The organism is Cohnella sp. 56, from assembly GCF_037963805.1.
GTDB lineage: Bacteria > Bacillota > Bacilli > Paenibacillales > Paenibacillaceae > Cohnella.
This window is the reverse complement of the sequence record NZ_JAZDQE010000008.1, coordinates 41,483-65,144: the sequence shown is the minus strand read 5'-3', so window position 1 is coordinate 65,144 and position 23,662 is coordinate 41,483. Positions and strand designations below refer to the sequence as shown.

16 protein-coding genes are annotated in these 23,662 nt (G+C 58.9%); 2 read left to right on the top strand and 14 right to left on the bottom strand.

The window, feature by feature from the left end; all coding sequences use genetic code 11:
- Positions 1-47: 47 nt before the first annotated feature.
- From VQ071_RS15335 to VQ071_RS15320, 4 genes are all read right to left on the bottom strand, one after another.
- Complete coding sequence (locus VQ071_RS15335; RefSeq protein WP_340514945.1) at positions 48-1,721, bottom strand: ribulokinase; 1,674 nt, start codon at positions 1,719-1,721, stop codon at positions 48-50.
- A gap of 57 nt (positions 1,722-1,778) precedes the next feature.
- Positions 1,779-2,480, bottom strand: a complete 702-nt coding sequence (araD, locus tag VQ071_RS15330; RefSeq protein ID WP_340514944.1) for an L-ribulose-5-phosphate 4-epimerase — start codon at positions 2,478-2,480, stop codon at positions 1,779-1,781.
- A gap of 462 nt (positions 2,481-2,942) precedes the next feature.
- On the bottom strand, positions 2,943-4,043 hold the full coding sequence (locus VQ071_RS15325; RefSeq protein ID WP_340514943.1) for a GntR family transcriptional regulator: 1,101 nt from the start codon (positions 4,041-4,043) through the stop codon (positions 2,943-2,945).
- A 109-nt stretch (positions 4,044-4,152) separates the two neighbouring features.
- Positions 4,153-4,932: an HAD family hydrolase gene (locus tag VQ071_RS15320; RefSeq protein WP_340514942.1), complete on the bottom strand. Its 780-nt coding sequence runs from the start codon at positions 4,930-4,932 to the stop codon at positions 4,153-4,155.
- A 119-nt stretch (positions 4,933-5,051) separates the two neighbouring features.
- On the opposite strand from VQ071_RS15320, the gene map reads away from it, so the two are divergent.
- Positions 5,052-5,804, top strand: coding sequence for a type I methionyl aminopeptidase (gene map, locus VQ071_RS15315; protein WP_340514941.1), 753 nt, complete (start codon positions 5,052-5,054; stop codon positions 5,802-5,804).
- 72 nt (positions 5,805-5,876) lie between these two features.
- Here the strand turns inward: map and VQ071_RS15310 are convergent, their stop codons facing one another.
- The 3 genes from VQ071_RS15310 to VQ071_RS15300 all read right to left on the bottom strand — a co-directional run bounded on the left by VQ071_RS15310 (position 5,877) and on the right by VQ071_RS15300 (position 8,628).
- Positions 5,877-6,737 carry a VOC family protein gene (locus VQ071_RS15310; protein ID WP_340514940.1) on the bottom strand — a complete coding sequence of 287 codons (861 nt, stop codon included), beginning with the start codon at positions 6,735-6,737 and terminating at the stop codon, positions 5,877-5,879.
- Positions 6,738-7,304: 567 nt separating this feature from the next.
- The gene (locus VQ071_RS15305; protein WP_340514939.1) at positions 7,305-7,892 is read right to left on the bottom strand and encodes a TetR/AcrR family transcriptional regulator; all 588 of its coding nucleotides are present in this window, start codon (positions 7,890-7,892) and stop codon (positions 7,305-7,307) included.
- Positions 7,870-8,628 (bottom strand): MBL fold metallo-hydrolase, encoded by a 759-nt coding sequence (locus tag VQ071_RS15300; RefSeq protein ID WP_340514937.1) that lies wholly within the window; start codon positions 8,626-8,628, stop codon positions 7,870-7,872. The genes VQ071_RS15305 and VQ071_RS15300 overlap by 23 nt, the downstream gene beginning before the upstream one ends.
- A gap of 329 nt (positions 8,629-8,957) precedes the next feature.
- Here VQ071_RS15300 and VQ071_RS15295 point away from each other — a divergent pair, with 329 nt between their 5' ends.
- Positions 8,958-9,461 carry a M15 family metallopeptidase gene (locus VQ071_RS15295; protein ID WP_340515146.1) on the top strand — a complete coding sequence of 168 codons (504 nt, stop codon included), beginning with the start codon at positions 8,958-8,960 and terminating at the stop codon, positions 9,459-9,461.
- Between the two features lie 201 nt (positions 9,462-9,662).
- On the opposite strand, the gene VQ071_RS15290 is transcribed toward VQ071_RS15295, so the two are convergent.
- From VQ071_RS15290 to VQ071_RS15260, 7 genes are all read right to left on the bottom strand, one after another.
- Positions 9,663-15,365: a family 16 glycoside hydrolase gene (locus VQ071_RS15290; protein ID WP_340514936.1), complete on the bottom strand. Its 5,703-nt coding sequence runs from the start codon at positions 15,363-15,365 to the stop codon at positions 9,663-9,665.
- Positions 15,366-15,382: 17 nt separating this feature from the next.
- Positions 15,383-16,204: a carbohydrate ABC transporter permease gene (locus VQ071_RS15285; RefSeq protein ID WP_340514935.1), complete on the bottom strand. Its 822-nt coding sequence runs from the start codon at positions 16,202-16,204 to the stop codon at positions 15,383-15,385.
- A 23-nt stretch (positions 16,205-16,227) separates the two neighbouring features.
- Complete coding sequence (locus VQ071_RS15280; protein ID WP_340514934.1) at positions 16,228-17,106, bottom strand: carbohydrate ABC transporter permease; 879 nt, start codon at positions 17,104-17,106, stop codon at positions 16,228-16,230.
- Positions 17,107-17,228: 122 nt separating this feature from the next.
- A complete protein-coding gene (locus tag VQ071_RS15275; protein WP_340514933.1) occupies positions 17,229-18,641 on the bottom strand; it encodes an ABC transporter substrate-binding protein in 1,413 nt (470 codons plus the stop codon).
- Positions 18,642-18,712: 71 nt separating this feature from the next.
- Entirely contained in the window at positions 18,713-20,293 is a 1,581-nt protein-coding gene (locus VQ071_RS15270; protein ID WP_340514932.1) for an extracellular solute-binding protein, read from the bottom strand.
- Positions 20,294-20,330: 37 nt separating this feature from the next.
- On the bottom strand, positions 20,331-22,169 hold the full coding sequence (locus VQ071_RS15265; protein WP_340514931.1) for a sensor histidine kinase: 1,839 nt from the start codon (positions 22,167-22,169) through the stop codon (positions 20,331-20,333).
- Positions 22,153-23,604 (bottom strand): response regulator transcription factor, encoded by a 1,452-nt coding sequence (locus tag VQ071_RS15260; protein ID WP_340514930.1) that lies wholly within the window; start codon positions 23,602-23,604, stop codon positions 22,153-22,155. Before VQ071_RS15260 ends, VQ071_RS15265 begins: the two co-directional genes overlap by 17 nt.
- Between the last annotated feature and the right edge of the window lie 58 nt (positions 23,605-23,662).

The window sequence follows — 23,662 nt, the reverse complement described above, 5'->3', positions numbered from 1 at the left end:
CCGCTCATGGGAGCAGACAAATGCGGCTATAGTCGTATTGCAATGTGTTATGCAGACGCCTCTTCCTTCAGCGCCTTCAGACGCTTCATGACGTCGTTCGCCCCGCGTCCGAAATAGTCGTGCAGCGTCCGGTACTCGGCATACAGCCGCTCGTACACCGCCACGTTGTCGGGGATCGGCTTGAACGTCTCCTCGCGCACGCGCGCCATCGCCTTCGCCGCGTCGACGACGCTGTCGTAGCCGCCCTTCGCCGCGCCTGCGGCTACCGCGCCGAACATCGCAGCGCCGACTGCCGGCGTCTGCTTGGAGTCCGCCACCTTGATCTCGCGGTTGGTTACGTCCGCGTAGATCTGCATCAGCAGCGCATTTTTTTGCGGCAGTCCGCCGCAGGCGTACACTTCATGCACCGGCACGCCGTTGTTATGGAACGCGTCGATGATCGTGCGCGTCCCGAACGCCGTCGCCTCGAGCAGCGTGCGGTACAGCTCCTCCGGCTTCGTCAGCAGCGTGTAGCCGACGACGACGCCCGTCAGGTTCGTGTCCACTAGCACCGAGCGGTTGCCGTTCCACCAGTCCAGCGCCACAAGCCCCGTCTCGCCCGGCTTGTACTGCGCCGCGCGCTCAGTCAGCCACTGGTGGACGCCGACGCCTTCCTTCTCCGCCGCTTCCTTGACATAAGCCGGCACGGCCTCCTCGACGAACCACTCGAAGATGTCGCCTACCGCCGACTGCCCGGCCTCGTAGCCGAGATAGCCTTCGATGATGCCGTCCTCGACGACGCCGCACATGCCTTCGACTTCGACCTCTTCCTTGCCGAGCAGCATATGGCAGATCGACGTGCCCATCGCCATGACGAGCTTGCCTTCGTCGACGACGCCGACCGCCGGCACCGCCGCATGCGCGTCCACATTGCCGACCGCGATCGCCGTGCCGGCCTTGAGGCCCGTCAGCGCCGCCATCTCCGCCGTCAGCTCGCCCGCCTTCGTGCCGAGCGGCTTGATGTCGCCGCGCAGCTTGGTCGCCGTCAGGCTCTCAAGCCGCGGATCGAGCGCCTTGAAGAAGTCCGGGCTCGGATAGCCCTCCTGCTTGTGCCAGATCGACTTGTAGCCGGCCGTGCAGCTATTGCGCACGAACTCGCCCGTCAACTGCGAGATGACCCAGTCGGTCGCCTCGGTGAAGCGGTCCGTCGCCTCGTACACTTCGGGCGCCTCGTTCAGAATCTGCCACACCTTGGCGATCATCCACTCCGAGGAGATCTTGCCGCCGTAGCGGGGCAGGAACCGCTCGCCGCGCTCCGCCGCGATCGCGTTGAGGCGGTCGGCCTCGTCCTGCGCGGCGTGGTGCTTCCACAGCTTGACCCAGCCGTGCGGGTTGTCCTGCCACTCGGGCGTCAGGCACAGCGGCGTGCCGCTCGCATCCACGGGCAGCATCGTGCAGGCCGTGAAGTCGATGCCGAGGCCGATGACGTCCTCCGGCGAGACGCCGGATGCCTGCAGGACGGCCGGCACCGAGCGGCGCAGCACCTCCAGATAGTCGTCCGGGTGCTGCAGCGCCCAGTCGTGGCCAAGCTCGAGGCCCGAGCCCGGCAGCTTCTCGTCGATGACGCCGTGCGGGTAGGGCGTGACGTGGTCCGCGATCTCGTGCCCGTTGGCCAGGTCGACCAGTACGGCGCGGCCGGACTGGGTGCCGTAGTCGACGCCGATGGCGTATTTTGCGCTCATGATAGTACCTCCTCGTATGATGGCTGGGAATTGACGGTTTCTTGCTCGGGATAACGCTTAGTGCTTATCGCCCGGCTGACCGTAATACGCGTTGGCGCCGTGCTTGCGCAAATAATGCTTGTCGAGCAGTTCCTGCTGCATGGACGGAATGCCGGCGTTGAGCTGGCGGGTGTGGTAGGCCATCTTGGCGACCTCCTCCAGCACGACGGCGTTGTGCAGCGCGCCCATCGCGTCCTTGCCCCAGGCGAACGGCGCATGGCTGTAGACGAGCACGCCCGGCACCTGCTGCGGATCGATCCCGCGGAACGCCTCGACGATGACATTGCCCGTCTCATGCTCGTACGCGCCCTCGATCTCCGCCGGCGTCATCGCCCGCGTGCACGGGATCGTGCCGTAAAAGTAATCCGCCTGCGTCGTGCCGAGCGCCGGGATGCCCTGCCCCGCCTGCGACCAGATCGTCGCCCAGGGCGAGTGCGTGTGCACGATGCCGCCGATGCCGGGAAACGATCGGTACAGCACGAGATGCGTCGGCGTATCCGACGAAGGACGAAGATCGCCCTCCACGACGTTGCCGTCCAGATCGAGCACGACCATCTGCTCCGGCTTCAGCTCCTCGTACGGCACGCCGCTCGGCTTGATGACCATCAGTCCGGATGCCCGGTCGAAGCCGCTGACATTGCCCCAAGTGAACGTGACCAATCCGTACTTCGGCAGCTCGGCGTTCGCCCGGCACACCTCCGCTTTTAATTGCTCCAGCATGTACGCACATCCTTTGCATGGTAGATATAGCAAGATTGCCGATGCATAAGTTCGGTTGACTATACGAATGATTCGTTTTGGCTTCGTTAACATTATAACTTGTACGTACATGTGTGTCGAGATCATCGGTTCGGACGGGGCTGCGGCAGGCAAAGTGTACACTTAGATCAACAGTTTGCGCATCGGCGAAGCTGCAGCGTACCAAGTGTGCAAGCAGGTCAACAGTTTGCGCAACGGCGGAGCTGCGGCGGGCCAAGCGTGCAAGCAGGTCAACAGTGTGCAGATTCGTTCACGGCTTCGCTTGTACAGTCCACAAAAAAATGGCCCGCATCGCTGCGGGCCCAGTCTTCCTATATATCAAAGGGGGGGTTGAGTACATATTATCCCCGCAATCTTAATTCTCAATGAGCGCAAGCTGAACGGTTGCTTAAAATAACGAATCGCGTCCCGCTAGCTGTCCCGCTAGCCGTCTGCAAGCGGAGCAGTCGACGACCGCAGCACGAGCTGCGGCGCGAACACATGCCCGCGAGCCTGCCGGCCCGCGTCCTTGTCCAGCATCGCCACGAGCAATCCGGCGGCCGTCTCGCCCAGCTCCGCCTTCGGATGCGTGATCGTCGTCAGCTTGATCTCGGTCGCGGTCGCGAGGAACGAGTCGTCGAAGCTGACGATGGACAGATCCTCCGGCACCCGCAGTCCCGCCTCGCGGATGACGTCCAGCAGCGCGACGGCGAGCTGATCGTTGTAGCAGACGATCGCCGTCGGCGGCTGCTCGCGGCCGAGCAGCTCGCGCAGCGCGTCAAGCGGCCTCGTATCGCGATCCTCGGACCGGTAGCGCACGATCAGATCCGGCTCCACGGCCAGGCGCCGTTCGCGATGAGCCCGCACGAACCCCTTCATCCGGTGCACGCCCTGCAGGTCGTCCGTCTTGAACAGGCCGGCGATCGCACGGTGTCCCGCTGCCAGCAGATGCTCGGCGGCCGCGAAGCCTCCCGCTTCGTCGTCGACCTTCACGCACGGCCAGTCCAGATCGGCATACTGCTCGTTAATCATCAGCATCGGAATGCCGTGATACTCGAGCGCCATAAACGCCTCGTAGTTCGGATTGCCCTCGGCGCTCTTCGTCGGCTCGACGATCAGTCCGCACACGCCTTGCGACAGCATCGTCTCCAGGCTCTCCCGCTCCTTGTCCTTGCTGCCCTCCGTGCTCGAGAGCAGCAGCCTGTAGCCCTGCTGCTTGAGCGCCGCCTCGACGCCGCGCACAATCGAGGGAAATATATAATCGGAGATATGCGTCGTGATCAGCCCGACCATCCGGCTCGCGCCCGGCCCCCTGCGGTCGCCCTGCAGCTTGGCCACGAAGGTCCCCTTGCCCTGCTCGCGGGACAGCCAGCCCTCGGCGACCAGGTCGCCGATCGATTGCCTGACCGTCTGGCGGCTCAGCCCGAACTGCTCAGCCAGCTCGTTCTCCGACGGCAGCTTGTCGCCGGGACGGTACTTGCCAGCGGCGATCCAGGATGCGATCTCTTCTTTGAGCCGCTGATACTTCGGGAACTGCGAATTCAAACCCGTCACCTCGCGCAAAACATATAGCTACTATTATAGCATACAGCCGCACTTGTACGTACAGGACACCGCAGGCCAATCCGGCGCTCCGCGGATAACTCTTGTGTCGCTATTCGTTCCACCTGGCGACCAGCATCTCCAGCTTCTGTCCGTCGAGCGTCGGCACGACGAGATCCGCCTCGGAGAAGTCCAGACCCGCAGTCATCGCGTTGGGCACGACGATGCCGTACAGGCCAGCGCCCTTGGCGGCGCGAAGCCCGTGAAGCGAATCCTCGATCGCGACCGCCTCGCCGGGCTCTACGCCGAGCGAACGGACCGCGAGCCGATACAGGGCCGGATCGGGCTTCACTCTCTCCACGTCATCCGCCGTATGGATGACGTCGAAGTACCGGTGCAGGTCGAGCCGGTCCAGATGAGGCTCGATCCAGGCGCGGTATGAGCTCGTCGCCAAGCCTACGGCGAGGCCGAGCCGCTTCGCTTCCTCCAGCGCGTCCCGAATGCCCGGCAGCAGCGGCACTTGATGCACCATACCCGCGTACAGCTCTCCGAACCGGGCATCGAACCACTCGCGCTCCACGCTCTGCCCCGTACAGGCGGACAATTCGGAGCAGCCGTCGAAGCCGCCCAGCGTGCCGATCGCACCGGTCCATTTATCCAGCGGCAGCTCGTGCCCCCGTTCCCTGAACACGCCGTTAACCGCCTCGTAGGCTACGGTCTCCGTGTCCAGTATCGTCCCGTCAAAGTCGAATACGACCGCCTTGATCATCGCTACCGTCGCTTCCCCTCTATATAGAAATCTCGAGAGATACTGTACCATGATAAAGTCAGACCCGGCAAGCGCGATCGGCAGCCGGAAGCCCGTCCCGCAGGCGATCATAGGCTTCCGCATGACGCCTGATGATGCCCGAACCTGATTCGACTATCCGACATACATTGCGATTAGCGGCAAATTGACTCCATATCGTCAAAAGGTGTAAGGTGACCATAGTCGGAAAGGAGCAAGTACGCATGGTGACGCTGAAATCTCCCAGGGAGATCGAGCATATGAGAGCAGCGGGCGCCGTCGTTGCCGCCTGCCACAAGGAAATCCGGAAGATGATCAAGCCCGGCGTTACGACCTGGCAGATCGAGGAGCTCGTCGAGGACGTGATGGCCAGCTACGGCGCACGGCCGTTTACGAAGACGTACAAGGACTATAAATTTGCGACCTGCGCCTCGGTGAACGATGTGATCGCGCACGGCTTTCCCAACCATACGCCGCTTAAAAACGGAGATATCGTCACGATCGACACGGTTGCGGAGCTGAACGGTTGGCTCGGAGACTCGGCCTGGACATACGCGGTCGGCGAGCTGTCGCCGGTTGCCGAGAAGCTCATGCGCGTGACCAAGGAGTGTCTCGACATCGGTATCCGCCACGCCGTCATCGGCAACCGGATCGGCGATGCGATGTATCCGCTGCAGAGGCACGCAGAAGCGAACGGATTCTCCTGCGTCCGGGAGCTGGCGGCGCACGGCATCGGCATGGAGCTGCACGAGGAGCCAAGCTTCCTGCACGTCGGACAGCCGGGCAAGGGCTTCCGCTTCAAGGAAGGCATGGTCATCACGATCGAACCGATGATCAACGAGGGCACATGGCGGATGATGATCGACGAGGACGGCTGGACCGCGCGCACGATGGACGGCAAGCTGTCCGCCCAATTCGAGCATACGATCGCGATTACGAAGGACGGCCCCGTCATTCTGACGTCGCAGGAAGATTGATATCGTCGAAAAAAAGAAGCCTTCGGCAGCCGCTGGCAGCGGCGCCGAAGGCTTCTATTCGCAGTGTGGCGGTCAAGCGCGGACGGTCAGCAGCACACGGTTGGACGAAGGATCGCTGGCGATCCAGCCGTCCTCGCGCCGCTCGGCCGTCACGCCGTTCTCCTGCAGGGCGCTCAGCACCCGCGCCAGTTCCGCATCATCCGGCAGACGGACCGTGAAGTGGATCAGGCCCGGGGCGTTGACCGGCGGAGGCGGCGCGCCGACGCCCGCCCATGTATTGAGGCCGACATGGTGATGATAGCCGCCCGCCGATACGAACAACGCCTGGCCGCCGTAGTTTGCGACGATATCGAAGCCGAGCGTATCGACGTAAAACCGCTTCGCCTCCTGCAAATCTCTGACGTGCAGGTGCACATGGCCCATGATCGTCCCGGCCGGCAGTCCCGTCCACGGCTTGTCGCCCGCCAGCGCGAGCAGCCCTTCGATGTCGACCGGATCGGTCGCCATGACGACTTCGCCCTGCGGCGTATAGCTCCACGTGTCTCGCGGACGATCCGCGTATACCTCGATGCCGTTGTCGTCCGGGTCGCTCAGATAGATCGCTTCGCTGACGAGATGATCCCCCTGTCCGACCGGTACGCGCCGCTGCAGGAAGTTGCGTACCGCCAGTCCAAGCGCTTCACGCGTCGGCACGAGAATCGCGAAGTGGTACAGCCCCGTACGTCTGCGCGGCGCCTGGACCGCGCCTGTGGGCAGCTGCTCGAGCTGCAGCAGCGCCTCGGAGCCGCCGGTTCCGAGCCGCGCCACCGCGCCCTCGCGGGAGATCAGCTTGAGGCCGATGACCTCCTCATAATAACGAATGGAGCGATCCAGCTCCGCAACTTTCAAGTATACAGTGCCAAGATCGGTATCGGGATGAATAGAACGAGTCATATAGATCGCCCTCTCTTATCACGTTTAAGTAAATTACTTTTAGTAAGTTACACTATATCCGATACCGAATCCGCTGTCAAGCAGCACCAAGCAGGCCGCGCTCCAGAGCAGCTTCATTCCATGCGGCAAACACCGCTCTATCGCGTTTTAACAGTATCCCCTTCCGTCAGGGACGGCCCAACCGGCACTGCTCCGCGCCATTTTAACAGTATCCCCTTCCGTCAGGGACGACCGGACCGGTACTCCTCCGCACCGTTTTAACAGTATCCCCTTCCGTCAGGAACGACCGGACCGGCACTGCTCCGCGCCATTTTAACAGTATCCCCTTCCGTCAGGAACGGCCCAGCCGGCACTGCTCCGTACCGTTTTAACAGTATCCCCTTCCGTCAGGGACGACCGGACCGGTACTCCTCCGCACCGTTTTAACAGTATCCCCTTCCGTCAGGGATGGTCGGCATGAGGATCGAACGGACGACCTGACCGAAGGGGATATCGTTAAAACGGGAAAAATAGGTATAACACGGATCGAGCCGTGCTCGACCCGCGCCGCGCCTCAGACTGTCCTGCTCATCGTTCGGCCTCTGCTTGCTCCCTTAATGTCTTGATTCCGGCGATAAACGTCTCCACCAGCAGCCGAAATGTAATATCCAGATCCAGCGGCATGCCGAAGCCTCCCTGTCGCTCGATCGTCACGAATCCGTGCAGCAGGCTCCGGATGCCGCGCACGGCGTGGATAGCCGTGTCTCCTTGCAGCCCGTATGTCTGGATCGTGCGGACGATGAGGCCGACAACCCTTCCGCCTGCGTCGCGGAGCACCCGGTCTTCGGGATCGGGCGCGCGCTGCACGGCTTCGTACAGGCCGGGATGCTGCCGGGCGAATGACAGATATGCGCGGCTCATGGCGCGAAGCGCTTCGTCGCCGGAAGTCTCGGCAAGCACGGACTCGAAGCTCTCGGCCATCTTGACGAGACCCGACAGCGCCAGCTCCCGGCGCAGATCGGGCAAGCCGTTCACGTGGTTGTAGAGCGAGGGCGAGCGGATCTTCAGCCGCTGTGCGAGCGAGGCCAGCGTGACGGATTCGAGACCGTGCGCGTCGGCCATCTCCGTCGCGGCTTGCAGCAGGGCCGCCCGGTCAAGGCCGATTCGCGGTGACATGGCTGGCCCCTCCCTTCTCCGGCGACTGCAGGCGGCGCTCGGCCGCCTGAATCGCGGCGGTCAGCACCTCGCGCGGATTCGCAAGCATTCGGCCGTGTCCGACGGCGAGCAGCGTCGGCTTCAGCTCGAGCAGCCGTCTCGCGGAACGAAGCGCTTCTGCCGGGCTCCAGGTGGCCAGTGCCGGGAACGGGAACAGCGGCTGCATCTGACCCGACACGGCGATGCCGCCGCGCACCTGCAGCGCGTCTCCGGCGATCAGCGCGCCCGTCCGCGTGTCCAGAAAGGACATCGAGCCGGGCGTGTGGCCTGGCGTCGCGACCGCGAGCAGCGAGCCGACCCGGTCCCCGTCCGCGAGCAGCGTATCCGGGCGGGTGCGGATGGCGCCCGGCTTCGGCACGCCTCCGCGCACGGAGGATGGCGTCTCGTCAGGCTCCAGCGTCCGGTCGCCGGCGAGCAGCTTGGCCTCTCTGGCCGATATGAGCACCTCGGCCTCGGGCAGCGCCGTCTTGAGCCGATCGAGCGCGCCGATATGGTCGCCGTGTGCGTGCGTCAGCACGATGCGGCGAATCGGCTTGCCGATGCGGGCCGCTGCCGACAATATGCCCTTGGCGCTGTACGGAAGCGCCGCGTCGATCAGCGTCAGGCTGTCCTGCTCCTCCGTGAAGTAGGCGTTCACAGGGAACAGCCGCGGCATAAAGGATAGCTGATGCAGCATATTGTTTGTTGTGATTTTCATATTCGCAGCCTCCGCTCCATTAACTAATGTTATTAGTTTTAATATAACTAATATCATTAGTTTAAGCAAGCACCTTTTTACAAAATGGATGCTCGTCATCATCGACTCGCGAGCTTGGGAATAGAAACCGCGGCCTTATATAATAAACGTATTGCGGTTGGCCGTTCAGAGAATAATAGAAAGAAAAAGATAGTGTTGGAGAGGAAAAAATGATGAATATGGAATCAATCGCGTCGACACGCACGCGGGGACACGCCGCCCCCTCCCGCGCCAGACTCCGTCTGCTTCTCGCCGCTTGTGTCGCAGTCGTCCTCGTCTGGACTGTCGGCATGCCCCACGTTCGGCGGCTGCTGCCTGCGGACCTTTGGCATGAGGTGCCTCCAGTCTCCGCACTGCACCCGGTTGTGGCCGCGAAGATGAAGACGCTTGAGACGGAAGCCAAGGCGCGGGGCATACGAATCTTGATTACGGACGGCTTTCGCAGCTCGGCCGAGCAGGACGCGATCTACCGTCAGGGACGGAGCGATCCGGGCGCGGTCGTCACCAATGCCAAGGGCGGCCAGTCGTATCATAACTACGGCCTGGCTATCGACTTCGCGCTCCGCAAGAAGAACGGCGACGTCATCTGGGACATGAACTACGACGGCAACGGCAACAAGCAAGCCGACTGGATGGAGGTCGTCGCGATCGCCAAGCGGCTGGGCTTCTCCTGGGGCGGCGACTGGAAGAGTTTTCCCGACTATCCGCATCTGCAGATGGACTTCGGATTGTCTATCGGCGAGCTGCAGCGCGGGTATCGGCCTCCGGAGGATCTTCAAGTCGCTGTACTATAGTGCCCGCAGCAATACCTGCGGGAGACAGGCCGATGGATGGAGCCGACGCAGCAACCGGCATGATCCGGGGAAGCCGAGAAAGGTCTCGCGGCAAAAACGAGAGCCCCCTCTTGATTGCAGGAGGCTCTCGTTCTTGCCAAGTCTCGGCGCCTAAATCCAATTCTTTTTTAAAATCGTTCAATCGTATCGGTGTTCTGTTCTTTACGAATCGATCTTGGCATAATTCAAATTGTCAAAATGGCTGGTACTGCTGTAAGCAAACAGTCCGATCTTGCCGCGCGAATATTGCTTGTCCGTGACATCGATACGCAGGACGTTATTCAAATATACCTTGATTCTCGGTCCGTCGGCCTCTACCTTGATGTTGTAGACGGTATTCGTCGCTACCGGTAAATAGTAGGCGCCCAGCACGGCATAAGGCTTCGTCGCCAGCTTCAAAATACCGCCGCTGTCCAGTCTGTCGAGAATGACGGTATAACCGCCAGTGCTGTAGTCGTTAAGACGGAATCCAAGTCCCGCAGCAGTGCCTGAATCGATGGTTACGTCTGCAGACACGGTCATATTGTCGCCGATCACGTCCTCATAAATTTGCTCGCCGCCTGCAGTCGTAGCGATGCCTTGCCTGTTATTCGAGCCGTTCGACCATGTCCCTCCTACTGCCCGCCAGCCGGTCATGGACGAAGAGGAAAAGCTGTCCGTATAACTTCCGGGCGATTCAAGAAACGCCGCCTTCAGATTGTCCACGGTGCCGGTCGCGCTGTAAGCGAGCAAGCCGAATTTCCCTTCCTTATAGGTGGCCGCCGAATAGGATTCGAGAACTTTCGTGCCGTCCACATAGACCTGGATATGCTCACCGGATGCGATTACTTTAACATGGTAGGTCTGATTGGCGTTCAGCGTGTACGATGCGCTGGCAATCAGGACATAGGGCCGCTCGGCAAGCTTGACCACACCTCCGCCCTGGCTCAGGATCAGATCGTAGCCCTGGGTAGCGGCGCCATTCAGGCGGAAGCTGAGCCCCGCGTCGCCCGAGGCAAGCGCAACGTCTCCTTCATAAATAAAATTGTTAGCGCTCGCCGCGTCGTTCGTCAGGATCGCCGTGTTCCCGGCGCCTGTATTGAACTGCAGCTTGTGCGACGCATTCGTCCATACCCCTGAGGCGGTCCATCCGTCCAGGCTGTTGTCGTCGAAATTGTCGTTCAAAGGAATCCCGGTCGCCTCGACATCGTCGAATTCGGCGGTCGACTGAAAGGCCATCAAGCCGAACCGTCCGCGCGAGTACTGGTGATTCGTTGCTACGTTAATCTTCTCGACACCGTCCAAATATACTTTGATACGCGACTGCTCCGCCACCACTTTAAGCACATACGTCTTGCTGGCGCTGTAGGTATACGAAGCGGTGCCGATCGCACCGCCGTAGGGTCTTGCGGCAAACTGTATATTTCCCCCTGTGTCGATGGATACATCGTAGCCTTGCGTTCCCGCTTCATCCAGGCGGAAGCTTAGTCCCGCCGAAGCGCCGCTTTTCAGCTTGATTTTGGCGCTGTATACGAAGTCGGCGGCCTCCGCCATATTGTTGACGCTGTAGGCGAAGCCTTTCGGACTGGCGACCTCAACGCTTCCGTTCGCCGGAATATCGTACCAGGCCCCTGCATAGATGGACCAAGTGTTCATAAAATAAGCATCGGTGCTGAAGTCTTCGCTCACGAGCTTGACATTGACGGTCGCCGCAGCGGTATAGGCCCCATCGGCTGTCGCAGCCGTAACGACAGCCGTTCCTTCGCGGAAGCCGGTAACGACCCCGTTCGGGGAGACGGCGGCGATCGACGGATCGCTGGACGTCCAGGTCACATTCAGGTTCGCCGCGTTCGCCGGGGCGACGCTGGCCCGCAGCGTCTCTTTGAAGCCCGGCGTCAAGGTCAGCGAGCTTTTGTTCAGCGTGACGCCGGTGACAGGCCGGAGCAGCGTCGTCGACAGATTGTCGAACGCGACGGCGCCGTTGTCGTAGCCAAAGATGCCGAAGCGGTCGCATGCGCTGCACGGATTGTCTCCGTCTCCCGGGAAAAAGTCGGGGAGCGTCGTCGTGAAGACCGGCGTCGACATATTGTCCAGGTAGACCGCCGCACTCGTGCCGCTCACGACCAGCTTGACATGATAAGTCTGTCCGTATGCCAACCCGCCAGCTACAGGGCGATAGTCCACGATGCTGTAGGGCCGCTTGATGATCTTGATCGTGCTGTCGCCCTTGTCGATGACGAGATCGTACCGCTTCGTACCGTCGTCGTTCGACCAGAAGGTCAACCCCGCCGCGCCGCGCGGCGTACCGGACTGGGTAGCGATCGACAGGTCGCCTTCGTACGTAAAGCTTTGCGCCCGAGGTCCCCGGTACAGGGCGTAGGCGTCGTTCGCGCCTGCCGTATCGACCTGTCCTTTGCCGGAAGCGGTGGACCATGTTCCCGAGAACGTCCTCTCCCAGCCCGCCAGATCGCCGGACGAGAAATCGTCGGCCAGCAGCTGCGAGGTCGAGCTCTGCACGCTGCCGTAGCCGATCGCGGTCGAAGCGTTGTGCGGCGAGACGAAGCGCGCATGCACGAGATAAGGCATCGTGCGGCTCCCCGGCACAACGTCGAACGTCTGCGTCACCGTACTGCCGGCGCCAATCGTTATGCTGCCGGTGCCGGACGACAGCGCCGCGCCGTCGGCAAGCAGCGACAGCGTTCCTGTCACACTCCCGCCGCCATAGTTGTGCAGCGTCACCGTTCCCTGCTGCGCATGACCTGTCGTCAGCGCGGCCGGCACTGCAACGGTCACGCCCACGTAATCGGCGAAATCGACGGACCATTCCAGATGGCCCCCGCCGATGACGGCGATCGGGCGTTCAATCGTCGTCGAGCCGTAGGTCACGCTGAGCGTACCCGATTGGCCGAGCGGCAAATTCGTAACTGTTACCTCTCCGCCCGGACCGGTCGATGCCGAGTGCGGCGCCGCCAGTTGTACGTTTACCGATGCCGACACCGGACTGCCATTGTTTTTCGCCGCGACCTTCAGCTTGAACGGGCCTTCCAGAAATGCCAGACCGCCGGCGTAGCCGAGCCCGTGCGGGATATAATCCTCGTTGAATTGCAGCAGCCCGTTCGGACGCAGGATGCCTTTGGGTGCGTCCGGCGCCAGCCGAATGTCCTTCTGCACGAATTGGTCGACGGCGCTGAAGCCGTTGTAGCCGCTCCCGTCCGGCGCCTCGCTCAGTCCGCCGAAGCCTTGGAAGGAACGCTCGCCGATGTTTTTAAGCAGCGAACGCGCGTCCCATGCCGTCTCCTTCGGCGAATTCGGAATGCCGGGATTGAGGCCGACGACGAATTGCAAATTGTTCTCAGCCAGCTTCTGATACTCGGCGTCCCCCAGGAAATTGCCGATTTCCAAAATGTTTTTCGCGATCATGCCGTACAAGGAAGTAGCCCCGTGCGCGATCGACTGAAAATACTTGACGTCCCTGTACGCCGGATCGGCATACGCGGCTACCGGATAGATGCCGAGCGGGTTGTCCGCGGCCGTCTTCTTGATGTAATTCTCGCCGTAGGTGCGCACGACATTGTACCATTTGGCTACGTTCGCATGGCCGGGCTCCAGCTCGATCAGATCGATGAACCCCTTCAGGTTCGTCGGCTCGATGTATCCGAGCAGAATGCCGTACGCCTGTATCCATTCCTTGACGAAGGCGTTGTCGTAGCCCTCGAATTCGTAGAAGTTGCCGTAAGCCGGACCGACCGGATTGTTGAAGTCGGTGAATTGGCGTTCCGCCACGGAGTCGGCCAGCTCGATCGCCGTATTCTTATAGTTCGAATTGCCCGTCAGCCTGTACAGCAGCGTATTGGCCCATAAATAGGTCATTTTTTCTTTGGTTTTCATCGAAGTCGGCATCGTCCACGACGCATCGGGAATGTAATATTCGATGCGGGCGCCGCGCGACGTGAACGTCAAGCCGTTGCCGTCTCCGTGGTAGTCGATCTCGGACAGCGGATTGTAGCCGTCCGGCGAGTCCTGCCGCGCCTGAATCATGTCGTAGGCGGCGGCCGCCGCGTCCAGATAATCGCTGTCCGACGTAACCTGATACGCCCGTGCCAGCGCCGTCATCGCGTAGATAGCGTCATGCAGCGTCAGCACCTCGTAGCCGCCCCAGGGATTCGGATACAGATCGTGCACGAATCGGCCGTCAGGCTGCTGGGCAGCGGCCACATAATCGGCGCCGTCGGCAATCAGATTGTACAGCCGCGTCTGGTTGGCCGACGACAATTGCCCGTTGAAGTTGTCGTAAATGTCGATCAGCGCGTTCGTAGCGATAATCATCGACGTTAACTCGCGAATGTCTCCCGAGCTGTCCAGCCAGCCTTTCTTGCCCGGTACCGCCCGCGCTTCGAGCTGATCGAGCGCGATGGTGATCAGTTGGTTGTTGTCCGTCAGCACATGGTCTCCGATATCGAATTCTGAAGACACAAGGTCGTCCAATTGTACATGAAGGTTGGTGCCGGCTGTCTTAAAATCGCTGAAATCGAGCACCCACCAATAGCTGCCCCACTTCTCCAGGCGGCTCGAAACGGTGCCGCTGCCGAGCGTCGTGCCGCCCGATTTGATCTGGAACGTTCGGCCTGCCGGATCGACATCGGGATTTGCTTTGGCGCTGCGCAAATAAATTCGCTTGATGCCGTCGGTATGATAACCGACCTGGCTCTCCAGCATGCTGACGTCCTTCTCCATCGGAAGCGCCGAGGTCAGCCGGAAATCGTCCGCCACGATATGCGCGCGGCCTCCGCTTCCATTATCGACGAGAGCAATATGGACCGTCTCATTTTGGTAAGCGGTTACATCCCACGCTTTGACGGACATATAATCGTTATTTTCCCCCGTCTCCTTGTACAGCATCACATTGTCGGAATCCCGCACGAGCGCGACGTATTCGTTCGCCGCATCTTCCTGTCCCGCCATGCGGAAGGTGATGTAATTGTTGTCGATCGTAAACGAGTCGGATGCGATCAGGCCGACGAAGCTATCGTCGATAATGGTTTTGTTGCCCGGGAACAGCTTGTAGTTCGCAGCGAGCGAGCTCGAGCTGAAATTGTCGGCATACACGTTCGACACATAGGCGCCGCCGGCGAAGTTGTTGAGCGTCAGATCGTCGAACGTCACTTTTGCCGTGTTGGCGGTAACGCCTGCATAAACGCCGTCCGGCTGGAAATAGAACGGCTGCGAAGGCTGGTTCACATCCGTGTAATTGAACACGTTCGTACCGCCTATGTACACTTTAATGACGACATTGCCGCCCTGGCTGTAGCTCTGCACCTTGACGGTATAATCGGTGCCGGTATTAAGCGTATAGGGCTGCGTATGCAGCAGGTTGCCCTCTCCCATATACGGGAATTTGACCAGCGCCAGCTCGTCCGAGCCCGGGTACAACAGCAAGCCGTAAGCTTTCATATTGCGATCGTCCGCGCGGAACTTCAAGCCGGCGGTCGCCCCGCCGTCCGCAATGTTGATGACGGCCGACAGCTCCATATCTGCCGAAGCGGCCGCATTCAGACGTTGTACGAACATGTCGCCTTCTTCGCTCTGGCGATTCAGATTGAGCTTGCCGCCCGAGATCGTCCAGCGGTCCTTCATGACGCCCGTAGCCAGGAAATAGTCGCCCTGCTTGTTGCTATCGACAGCGGCGAGATTGGCGGATGTCGCGGGCGCCTCGCCGGACGTCGTATGAACCGTCCAGCCATTGCCCGGCCCCGTCAATCCGCCGGTCTCCAAATTGCCGTTTTTGATGATCGACGCCGCATAAACAGGCCGGGAAGACGAAGGGCCGAAGCCGATCGTCCCCCAGGCGAGCAAGGCGCACAAACCGATTTTCAGGAAAGATTTCATTGTCCTGTTCCTCCTTGTTATTTGAGGCCGGAAATCTTCAATCCTTCGATAATGTATTTCTGGAAAACAAGAAATAAAATAATGATCGGCAGCGCCGCGATCGTGCTGCCGGTCAGCCACAAGCCGATCTCCGAGCCGTACTGATTGCGGAAATAAGCGAGCAACTGCATGATCTGGAACAGCTTCGGATTCGAGATCGTCATAATCGGCCATACGAACGAGTTCCACATGCCCAGAAACGAGCCGACGCCGACGATGACGAACGGCGGATGGGACAGCGGCCAAAATATTTTCGTATACACCTGAAAATAGGAAGCCCCGTCAATGATCGCCGCTTCTTCGTAAGAGCTCGGAATGTTCAAATAAAATTGCCGGATGAAAAAAACACCGTAAACCCCGACGATAAAGGGAAGCATGAGGACGAGCACCGAGTCGACCAGGTGCAGCTTGCTGACGATAATGTACGAAGGAATCAGGATGGAGATCGCCGGAACGAACAGCGGTATCATCACGTAAGCCCACAGCAGCTTCTTGAAAGGAAACGTCATCCGCGCGAAAGCGAACGCCGCCAGCGAGTTGAAAAACAGCGACAGCACCGTAGTCACGCCGGCAACAAAAAAAGTGGTGGCCAACGAACGCAAAAACGCTTCGTCACCGAAAAGCGCTGCATAGTTGGTCGGGTCCCAAACCTTCGGGAAAAAGCGGAAGGGTACCGCCAATATTTGCGAATCGCTCTTAAATCCGGCGATAATCGCCCACAGCAGCGGAAACAGCGCCACGAAGGCGATCAACAGGCCGAACAGCCGCAGTACGATTCCGTCGCTAGACCGACTGGTCATAAGGGTAAACCTCCTTCATGGCGCTACTCCTGGGCCTTCTGCGAATTGATCAATTTGAATATAAACGCGGACACCGTCCCGAGAATGACGAACATGACGAGCGATGCGGCAATGGAAAAGTCGAGATCGGAGTCGATCAAATAGCGCCGGTAAATGAGCAGCATCGGCGTTGTCGTCTTGTCCATCGGCCCTCCGTTCGTCAAAATGAGCGGCAGATCGAAAAACTGCAGCGTGCCGATGACGCCGGTCACGATAATGAATACGAACAGGTTGCGCATGAGCGGAACGGTAATAAAAATCGTTTGTCTCAGCGGGCTTGCGCCCTCCAGCGACGCCGCTTCGTAATAAATTCTCGGAATATCGTTCAGCCCGGCGAGAATGAGCAGGGAGTTGTATCCAAGCGAAACCCAGATGGCCGGCAGCACGACGGCAAAATCGACGAACTTGGGATCGATCAGCCAGGCGATCTTCTCGATGCCGAACCATCCGGCAATCGAGTTGAGCAAGCCGCCTTCGTAATAGTACATAAAGGAAAATAGCAGGCCGGTGACGATGCCCGACATCACGTAGGGAATGTAGATGCTTGTCTTGACGAAGGAAGCGGTTTTCCCTTGCAGTCTGCGGAGGAGGAGACCGAACAAAAACGCGAGCAGCACCTGCGAAGGCAGCAGGATCGCCACGAACTTCAGCGATACGAGCATGGCGTCCCAAAATTTGTTGTCGGACAGCACGCGGGCGTAGTTTTTCAGACCGACAAAAGTGGACTCCGTGTAGAAGCTCCAGTTGAAGAAGCTGACAACGGAAGAATAAATGAGCGGCAGAATCACGAATGTCGTAATCGTAATCAGCGCCGGCAGCAAAAAAACGTAACTCTGCAATGCTTGTTTTTGTTTGGCCTTCATGGTTGCCTCACCTCGTTAAAGCGCATAAAAAACAGGGGGGTGAAAACAACGGGCCGGCAGCCGTACACAAGCGGGCTCCGGCCGTTGCTTTCTGGCGTAGAAGTCAGGCTCGAACGATCAGGTCAGGCGTTCGGCCGTTTCGCCTGGACATCGTTCTTCTTAATGAAGTCGTTGATTTCCTTTTCCGCCAGGGCCAGCGACTTGTCGATGTCCATGCCCTCGATGATGACGCGATCGATCGCGCTGCCCATCGCGAGGCGAATATCGAACGGGTAAGACGGCTCCGGCAGCGCGTAAGGAATGATTTTTGCCATGATCGCCTGGAAGAACGGGTCTGCGCTCGCCTCCGGATCGCTCTTGACGGCGTCGTTCAGCTTGTTCGTAATCGGGAACCTGCAGTAGCCCGCCGCTTTGAAGAAATCGAGCATCGGCTCGTTGTTGTCATAGAGCAGCCAGGAGATGAACTCGGCCGCCGCTGCCGGATGCTTCGCTTTGCCGTCGATGCCGAGGAACCAGCCGCCCATCGATGTCGTCGTGACACCTGTCGCGCCGTCCGGCGTCGGCATCGACGATACGCCGATGTTTTTCATATCGACCTGGTCCTTGTAAGCGCCGCGAAGCTGGCCGAGCCCCCACGAGCCGGAGAGCTGCATCGCCACTTTGCCTTCGCTGAGCGGCTTCAGATCGGACCAGCCGGACAGCGGCTGCTTAGGTACGATCTTCTCGTCGTAGAGCCGTTTCCAGAACTGCAAAATTTGCTTGTGCTTGTCGTCGTTGACCGTAGCCGTCGACCAGTCGTCGGAGATGGCGCCGGTACCGAGCATATATTCGAGCTCCCACGAGACGATGCCCGCTTCGGCGGCCGGGCCGGCCATCTGGAAGCCGTATTGGCCTTCCTTGGTCAGCCTCTTGCCGTATTCGATCAGCTCGTCCCAGCTTGCGGGCGGCTTCTCCGGATCGAGTCCGGCTTCGGCGAATTTATCTTTTCGGTAGTAGAACACGCCTGCCGGCTCGACGAACAGCGGGTACGCATAGTGCTTGCCCTTATACGTAACGGCTTGCCGGGCGATCGGGAACAGATTGTCGAACGCATCCTGGCTGAGATAGTCGTCGAGCGGCAGCATCAGGCCGTTCGTCGCGTACTTGCCGATTACGTCCGTCCACGAGCTCTGCACGATTTCGGGTGCCGTTCCGGCCGCTTGCGCCGCTTTCAGCTTTTGCTGATAAGGCTCGCCGTTCGGCACGATTTCCAGTTTGATGATCGTACTGTCGCTTTGCGCATTGAATTCGGCGACCCACTTTTTCCACCATTCGTCCATATAAGGCTCGAATTGCAACGCCCAGAACGATACCTCGACTTTTTCCTTGGGTGTCTGGTCAGTCGTCTTTGCCGTCTGCGCCGAAGCCGGCGCGCTCGCGGACGGGCTTGGGGAGCCGGCCTCGTCGCTTTTGCCGGCGCAGCCGACGAGCAGCGCAAAGAACACAGGCAACGCAGTGACTGCGGCGAAAGTTTTACGTTTTTTATCCGATCTCATATTTTCGGTCATCCTCCATTACATACATATTGATCTCAGGACTCTCTCGCTTGCGGAGAGCCGCGCAGGTGCTAAGGCATGCCCACCGCGCGTTCGTTCGCGATGCGAATCGCTGCGCTGCCGCCCCGCTCGTTCAGCACCTGCCGAACCATCTGCCCGAAGGCGGCGTCGATGTCGGGATATTTGCCCAGCACCGCGTTGTTGAAAAATGCCTGGGTCAGATCCGTGTAATTGAATTGGTCGAGCGCAGGCTCGTAAAGATAGTTGATTCTCGCGCCTTTGTCCTGCTGAATATATTTCTGGTAGATCGCGATATGTTTCTTCTCCAATTCGACGAGCGGCTTCGCCAGCGACGGATTATCCCAGCCCCCGTCGACGTCCCACGAGACGAGCAGCTTCAGATTGGTCGTCGGCTTCTCCACGTTGAGGGATCTCGGCAGTCCGGCAGCGCTTTCAGGTTTGCGAATATCGATGTAGCGGCCGTCTTCCTTGCGGAAATCCTCATTCTCGATGCCCCAACGCATAAGCTCGAGCCCTTTGTCGGATAGCAAGAAATCGTACAGCTTCAGACTGCGATCCATTTTTTCGTCGCTCATATGCGCCCCGAACAATGTCGCAGAGTAGTGGTTGAATTGGTTCGTCATCACCAGATCGCCGTAAGGTCCCTGCGTGATCGGCAATAAATCCACGATCTCATAAGGATCGGACACCGACTTCGCCATCTTGTCGAATAAGGTGACCTGCATGCTGGTCGCCTCCAACTGCGCGCCGACGACGCCGACCTGCCCGGCGGCGAATTTGTCGCTGGCTTGTTCCGGTCCTTCGGTTGCGAAGTTGAGATCGAGCAGACCTTCGTCGTACAGCCGTTTGACGAACTTCGTGTATGCCAAGTATTTCTCCGAAATGTACGACGGAATATAACGCCCGTTTTCCTGAATCCAACCGTTCGGCAAACCGAACAGGCTTTGCAGAAACAGCAGACCGACGCTGCCCGGACTGAAAGGAATCGTATCGGACTTGCCGTTGCGATCCGGGTCTCCGTCGCGCATCGCCGTGAGCAAATTCACGAATTCGTCGAGCGACGTCGGCATATTCGCGAAGCCGAGCTGCCGCATATAATCCGTTCGGACGAGCATGCCGACGGACAGATGCTGGTTTTCCGGCTGCCAGGCCAACCGGGGAATCGAGTAATGCTTGCCGCCGATTTTCATGTAATCGTACTGCTTCATGACTCTCTCAATATTCGGATATTTTCCGAGATCGTCCGGAAGCGGCTTCAGAATGCCGCTCTCCGCCCATTTGATATACACGGACTTCGTCGACAGATCGTCAAGCGCCGGATAGTAAAACAGATCGGGCACGTCTCCCGAAGCGACCATGACATTAAGCTTGTTGGCCGCATCGGACCAGTTCAAGCTGACGAAATCAAAATTAATGCCGAACATCTTTTCGAGCCGATCCGCAATATTGTCCTTCCCCCACTTCGAACTTTCCATCCAGGCGATACGGAGCGTTTCCGTCGGCGCGCGCTCGACGATGCCTCCGTTCGTCGATTCGTCGACGGCGGAATCCGACTTGCAGCCGGCGCCGCACAGCAGCCATGAGACCGCTGCCAACATCGCCAGGCAAAATTTTATAGCACGGTACTTCATGCTGTCCCTCCTTCTTGTGCTACGTCATTATCGTACCTTAACCCGTCTGCTGCGAGGATGGACTGAGTTCTGCTTCGACATGTCTTATTTTCGGTATTTCGATCCTTACGGTCGTACCGCTGCCGGCCTCGCTGTCGATCGTCATGCCGTAAGCCGGTCCGTAGATAAGCGCGATTCGCTTGGCGATGTTCTCGAGTCCGATGCTCCGGTTGTCGCCGTGAACCGAAAAGGAGGATCCGACCGCTTCGAGCATCCGCCTGAGCGACGCCAGCTTTTCCGGCGTCATGCCGATTCCGTTGTCCTCGACGAGAATGACGATGCGTTCGTCCTTCGCGGATACCGTCAGCGTCACCGTTCCTTTGTCGTAGCTTTTTTCCAAGCCGTGATAGAAGGCGTTTTCGACGATCGGCTGCAGCAGCATCTTGATCGTCCGGCACGCAAGCAGCTCCTCCTCGATGTCCGCCACAAAGGAGAACCGCTCCTGAAACCGGATATTCATAATTTTGAAATAGGCATTCAAAATATCCAGTTCTTCCCGCAAAGCAACGAAATCGTCCGCCTTGATGCTGTAGCGAAAGATGTGCGCCATCGCCGAGGAAATTTGCGCGATCTCGTCCACGTCCCGGTACTTCGCGATGCTGCGGATACATTCAAGCGTGTTGTACAGAAAATGCGGGTTGATCTGGCTGTGGAGCGCGTTGACCTCGGACTGCTTCTTCTCGAGCTCTGTGGCGTACAGCCGCTCCTGCGTCTGGAGCAGCGATTCGTTCGCCGCCTCGATTTTCCGCAGCATGCCGTTAATATGGAGGGAGATGATGCCCACTTCGTTTTTGCCGCGCACCTGGAGCCGGTAGCCGCCCTCCCTGCGGCTCGCCTGGACGATGTCCGCGAGCAGATGAGAGATCTGACGGTATATAACGCGAATGAGGAAAAATCCGGCAACGAGAAAAAAGAGCATCTCCAAAATGCTGATCACAAGTCCGCTCTGCTTTAGCCCCGCCGTGTCCGTGGTGATGTCTCCAATCGGGATGGACAAAAAAATCGTCCAGCTCTCATCGTTCATCCGGGTGAACTTCAGCAACTGCTTGTCCGATTGGCCGGATGCTTCTCCCTTGGAACGGATCTGCGCCAGCTCGGCGCTGAAGTTGCTGGTGAGCGAATCGCCCAGCATGCGCACCCGGTTGGTCGATATAATCGTATCGTTGAGACTAAAAGCCAGCACGGAACGCTCCGATACCGATATCGAATCGACGAGCGCCTGCAGATTGTCCGCGCTGCAGATGAAGACGCCGATCGCGATCGGCTCGAACGAGAAATCTCCCGGCATCGTTTTGAAAATAGGCTGTACGTAAGCGTAATAAAAAGCGTCGCTGTCGGGGTCGCGATAGGGTCCCGTGAACAGCGGCTTTTTGAGCGCATTTTCCTTCCCCAGCAGTTGCTGCGCATCGATTGCCTTGACGATGTCGCCGGTCACGTCCTTATATTCATCACCCGCGTTGGCTCCTATATAATGATCGAGACTTTCAAGGACGCGGATGCCTTTGATGTAATCGGTCGAGTGGATAACATTGGAGATGTAATCGACGACAAGCGGAAAATATTCCGCCTGCTTCGACTTGTCCGGCGAATTCAAATACTCCTGCAGCAATCGGCTGTAGGCGATTTCGTTGGATTTGTTCTGAACTTCCTTTTGCGTCGCTTCTACCCGGCCCTGCACCTGCTCGATGATGGACGAGAAGTAATCGTCCGCTTTGTTTCTTGTGATCAGGTCAAAGTTGACGTAATAATACGCCTGAAGGATGACGTTGGTCAGAATGGCCGTTAACGCGAGCAATACAAACAAATAGATCAGCTTGACGTTATAGAGCTTTTTCATGCTGGAATTCGCCCTTCCGGTATTGGGCGGGACTGACGCCGACATTTTTCTTGAACAGCTTGCTGAAATAAAAATAATCCTTGAAGCCGACCTTCTCGGAGATTTCGGCCATGCTGATATCGGATAGCAGCATGTACTCCCTGGCTTTGTCCAGCCTGAGCTCGTTGATGTATTTGGTGAACGTTTGACCCGTTTTTTTGCGGAACAACTCGCATAAATAAGTCGGACTGATATGGAAATCGCGGGAGAGGTCGCCCAGATAGAGGTCTTCGCTGAAATGGGCGTGAATATGGCTGAGCAGCCTGCCGAAATCCTCGTCGGAGGCGGTCGGCTTCGATTGGCCGCTTGCATAGCCGCCGCAGGCGTGACTTAAATAAGCCACGTAGTCGTCGATATTTTTGTGCTTGGCAGCCAATCCGTTGTAGGTGAGCGGCTCCAGCGCCGCTTCGGCAAACCGTTCTCCGTACTTGTAACGGTACAGCACCGACAGGCTGTTGTGAAAATATTCGACTGCTTCGATCCCGAAGCCGGGCTGCTTGAACGTCGCCGGGAGCGAGCGGCACAGATCTCCGAGTTCGTCCGCGCGGCGGGCGGTGGCGGCCGTGAAAAACCTGTCGACCAGTTGCTTCACCGCCTCCGTATCCGCGCGGGTATAGCGGCGCAGCGGACGATCGGCATCGAGAAAGCCGGAGGCATATGCCTTGAAGGCTTGATTCAGCAGCTTATTCCAGTTGGTCAAGCGCGCTGCCGTCTCGCTGAAGCCCGCCCCGGTAGAGCCGTCCGACCGATTGGCCTGGCGCAGCAGCTCGCCGACCGCTTCTTCAACGGCTTGCACGGCCGCAGGCGCGAAGTTCAGCAATACCATGTACTGCCCGTGTCCGACCTTCAGAATGAAGCTGGACACGTCCTTGATCGCCATGGCGGCGGCGATGTCGTTCGGGGCGACGCCCGATAGCAGGCATGCCTGGAAGCTTGCATAGCGGCTGCCAGGTCCGATCTCGCTTTGCTCAAACAACGCCTCGAAGTCGAACAAATCGGCGCCGCGTTCGGAGACCGACTTTTCCGACAGATGGACGACAAGCTTCGAAGCAAGCTTTTGCAATTCATCCTCATTGATGGGCTTGAGCAAATAATCGAACGCGCCGTACTTCAGCGCGCTCTTCGCGTATTCGAATTCAGCATAGCCGCTGACGATAATAAATTCGGAGGTAATGCCCCTCTCGCGGCATATTCTCATCAAGTCCAGGCCCGAATAGACCGGCATGCGAATATCCGAGAACACGACATCCGGCTTCAGCCGCTCGATCGTCTCCAGCGCAGCGACCGAATTCGTCGTCTCGCACACGACGGTCAAACCCGCCCGCTCCCACGCCAGACTGCTTTTTAGCCCCATGAGCGCCCATTGCTCATCGTCCACCAACAACACCTTGAACATGCAGCGTCTCCCCCTTTGTGCTGTAGCCTTTCCCTTCGCTGCCGGAGAGTCTTATGAA